This window comes from Corallococcus praedator (genome assembly GCF_003612125.1).
Classification (GTDB): Bacteria; Myxococcota; Myxococcia; order Myxococcales; family Myxococcaceae; genus Corallococcus; species Corallococcus praedator.
Map to the genome: position 1 here is coordinate 1 of NZ_RAWI01000589.1, position 4,175 is coordinate 4,175.

A 4,175-nucleotide genomic window follows, 5' to 3' on the forward strand; every position below is an offset into this window, starting at 1 on the left:
GGGCGGAGGAGGACGTGGCTGCGACGCGATGAGCTCCAGCCGGGGCGGTGTGCCCGCGTGCACGCGCACGGGGGGCAGGAGCGACAGGAAGCGCCGGGGCACGGGTGAAGCGCCGGCCTCCGCGCGCGAGGCGAGCACCAGCAGGTAGTCCTTCGCGCGGCTGGCGGCCACGTTGAGGATGGGCACCAGCGTGTGCGGCGGGAAGGGACGGCCACCGGCCACCGTGTCCACCATCACCACGTCGTACTGCGTGCCCTGCTGGCGGTGGATGGTGGAGGCGCTGAACATGTCGTGGCGCAGCCCCGCCGCGTTGCCCAGCTTGCGCAGCAGGGCCGCCTGCGCGCGGTAGGGCGTCACGCACAGCACGGTGAGGCCCAGGCGCACGGCCTGACGGGCCAGGGTGACGGCGAGCTCGGCGGACAGTTCACGCTGGTAGCCGGAGCCCGTCTCGCCGCGGCCGTGCGTGAGGCGGCGGTTGTCACGGCTCAGGCCGTCCAGCACCAGCCACATCGCGCGCGCCGGGAAGGCAGGCACGGGCGCGGGCTTCTGGGCCCGGTCCTTCACGAGGTCGCCGTCCTCCAGCGCGCCGCCGTAGCAGAAGTGGCTCACCACGCGGGCGATGTCCGGGTGCATGCGGTGCTGGGTGCGCAAGAGCAGCACGTCCGGCCGCTCCGCGTCCTTCACCGCGTCCTCCAGGTGGGACAGGGCGCTGGCGCGAAGCCACGTCTGGGCGCCGCCGCCCGCGCCCTCCGCCGCGCGGCTCACGGGGCCAATCTGCTTGGGGTCTCCCGCGAGCGTCACCTGCTTCGCCAGCGGGGCGAGCAGCGCCGTCGCCGCGCGCGTCACCATGCCGGCCTCGTCCACGACGAGCCGCTGGAAGGTCTCCTCCCCTTCCAGCTCCGACACCAGCCGGAGCGCGCGGTGCACGGTGAGCACCATGAGGGGGCTCTCGCCCTTCTCCGCCTCCTTGAGCGTGGGGTCCTTCACGCGGCCGCGCAGCGTGCGCAGCTCCGCCTGCATCTTGGCGAGCTCCGGCGCGGCGCCGCCCCGCGAGCGCTCCAGGGTGAGTTCGCGTTCGCGCTCCTGGATGGTGTTGAGCAGCTTGCTGGTCTTGTTCTGCTCCAGCGCCACGGTGGGCAGCTTCGCCAGGGCCTCGCTCGCGCCGGTGCCGCCCCGGAAGATGCTGCGGGCCAGCGGGCGCAGGGGGATGGGGTCGCGCTCCAGGAGGGCGCTGACGCGCAACACCAGCTCGTCCGCGGCGCGGTTGGTGGGCGCCACCGCGAGGATGCGCTCGTTCGGGTACGCGCGCAGGGCCCGGGCGATGAGGTCCGCGACGGCGGTCGTCTTGCCGGTGCCGGGAGGTCCCCAGACGCAGCCCCACGGCTGACGCCAGAGCCGGTCCACCGGGATGAGCTCCGCGTCGCGGGCGGAGGGCGTGGACGCGGCCGGTTCACCACGGGCCCGGGCCAGCGCGGTGGTGAGCGCGGGGACGCGCTCCTCGTAGGCGGAGGCCGCGGCGCAGAGGGCTTCGGCGAAGTCATAGGGCCGGTAGCACCAGCGCTCGCAGGAGAGGACGCGGCGGTCCAGGTCGTCACCGGCGTCCGACGCCGCGAAGACGCGACCGGATTCGAAGTCCAGGTGGACGATGTTCCCGGCGAAGACCAGCTCCTCGCCCACGAAGCCGAGCAGCGAGCCACCGGACCAGTCTGGATCCGCGGCGGGCACCGGCACGAGCCCCAGCACGCCGGGCCCGGCCAGCCCCACCTCACGCGCTTCCTGGAGTCGCTGCGCGCGGTACTGGCTGCGCTCCGCCACGAGCGCGTCGCGCAGTTCCTCGGGAAGGTAGATCGGCGCGACCCACTGCTCCCTGCGGCGGCCGGAGGACACGGCGGCCTGCATGGCCTGACGTTCGGCGGGGGTGACGTCCCCGGAGGAGGACACGTCCCGGGCCGGGGCTTCTTCGGGAGGGGGGATGTCGGCGGCATCATCCACGCGCTCGAGCTCCGGCGCGGGGGCGGCGCGTGTCATGGCCTTCGGCGCGTCCTCGCGCGCGGGCTTCGGCGCGGAGAGCCTCAGCGCCGCGGTGCGAAGAAGATCGAGCGTGGCGGGGCGGGAGGTGTTGCCGCGAAGGACGTTCATTGCCACGTCGTCGCGCACGACGCCCGGCACGGCGGCTGGCGAGAAGCCCTCACCCGCGAGCCCGGAGGTCGAGACCTCCATGCCCGCGTCGCCGCGCATGAGGTGCGATGCAGCCTCCGGAGTCGAGGGGCCACGAAGCGTGTTCGAAGCCGCGGCCTTCGGGGCCGGGTCCTCGCGCACGAGCTCCGAGCCAGCGCCCTCCCCGCGAGCAGTCCCGGACGTCAGCGCCTCCTCACCGGCCTCCGGCGGCGGCCACGCCGGACGCACCCGGAGCACGGGGGCCACGTGCCCACCGGCCTCGACGTCCGTGTCGTACTCCACGCGGAGCACGGGCATGAGGTCATCCGGCGCGCGCTCGTCCCGTGGCGCCGCCCCCTGACCCGAGTCCTCGTCCGTCCTGCGCATCATGAGGGGTTTTCGCGACGTGGCCCTTCCTCACCTTCGGAAGCGGCGGCGCCGGGAAGCCGGCCAAGCTAGGGGAGGCTCCGATCTGCGTCAACGCACGCCGTGGCTCCCTCGCACGCCTGCACCCCCGGTGAAGCCGCCCTGCCCTTCACGCACGACGGCCCGGGCCGCGCGAACCTCCGCGCATCCCCGGGCCGTCCCACCCTCGAACCCGCGGTGCGTGCCGGAACTACAGCAGCGAGCAGAGCAACCCGCTGCCCGTGCCCGCCGGGCACGCCGTGCCCTGGCAGTACACCGGGCCCAGACCCACGGAGAGGATGCCCTGGAGGCTGGGCACCTTCACCTTGCAGGTGCTGGTGGTCGCGTTGCCGAACGCGTCCTTCACCTCATAGACCATCGTGTACACGCGGCCGTTGCCCAGCAGGCCGGACTCCGCGCGCAGCTGCGCCGACTTGCGGTCCGCGCTCAGCTTGATGTCCCTGCACGCCAGCAGCCGCAGCCCGGACAGCGCATCCTCCGCCTCGTCCGACACGATGCGGACGATGGAGCCCGACTGCTGGAGATCCAACGGCACGCCGCAGCTGTCCGTCGCGGGCTGCGCGCAGTCCGCCAGCGTCACCTGCTTGTACTCCGCCCCGGTGGAGAACGGCAGCACCAGGTCCTTGCTCGCCCCGGCCACCGGCGCGGTCGGGTTCGTCACCGTCACCGAGGCCGAGCACGTGCTCGACTCCATCCCGTCCGACACCGTCAGCGTCACCGGCGTCACGCCCACCGCGTAGGGACCCGCCGGGCTCTGCGAGAGGCTCAGCGCCTGCGGGAAGAGGTCCACGTCGTACGAACCGTTGTTGATGGACGCCTGGGCGGCGCACGCCGACACCGTCACGTTCTTGCAGAGCGCCACCGGCGGCTGGTTCACCACGCAGCCACCACCAGACGCCAGCGTCACCGACGCGGTGTTGTTCAGCTCGTCGTCCTCCGGGTAGAAGCCGAAGTTGTCCGCGACCACGAACAGCTTCTGCGTCCCCTCCGGCACCTCCACCACCGCCTGGAAGGGATAGCGCTCCTTGCCCACCAGCCAGGGCACGTTCACCGTCGCCAGCAGCGTGCCGCCCTGGGCCGGGTCCCCGGCGTAGATGCCCGCGATCGACGGGTCGATGCCCGTGGGCGCCTCGTTGCGGATGGCTCCCGTCACCGTCAGGACCTGGCCCTCGCACGTCACCCCCAGCTCGGAGACGCCCAGGTCGATGCCCGTCAGCGCCGCCTCGGACTGACCAAGGGCCGGCCCCTCGTCATGGGCTTCGGTGCCACAGCCAGCGAGCGTCAAGAGGGCGGCGAAAAGTGAAAGCGGACGAAGGAGTGACATGTCTGTCTCCAGAGGATGCGAAGCCTGCGGGTGGGTACGGACCTGACGCCAGACATTGACAGCCAGGGCCCGTGAACATTCTTTGCCACAGGCATAATTTTCTAGCAATACCCGAAAGACTGTACCCGGGTCCGGAGTATCCAGACACCCACTTGGAGCCCAAATGACCCATGGGCTGTCTTTGCAAGGAATTGGCGGTTGTCAGCACGGAATGTCTGGCGTTGGGTACGACTGCCGGTGCACCCGCCTTCTGGGGTGGGGGCTGGGG

2 protein-coding genes are annotated in these 4,175 nt (G+C 72.1%); both read right to left on the minus strand.

Going from position 1 to position 4,175, the window contains the following annotated elements; translation table 11 throughout:
• Positions 1-2,547: DEAD/DEAH box helicase (locus D7Y13_RS39280; protein ID WP_439329255.1), on the minus strand; the 2,547-nt coding region annotated here is incomplete at its 3' end.
• Between the two features lie 226 nt (positions 2,548-2,773).
• Entirely contained in the window at positions 2,774-3,907 is a 1,134-nt protein-coding gene (locus tag D7Y13_RS39285; protein WP_120584198.1) for a hypothetical protein, read from the minus strand.
• Between the last annotated feature and the right edge of the window lie 268 nt (positions 3,908-4,175).

Coding starts and splice junctions, on each gene's coding strand:
- D7Y13_RS39285 (WP_120584198.1), bottom strand. CDS start 3,907: ATGTCACTCCTTCGTCCGCTTTCACTTTTCGCCGCCCTCTTGACGCTC.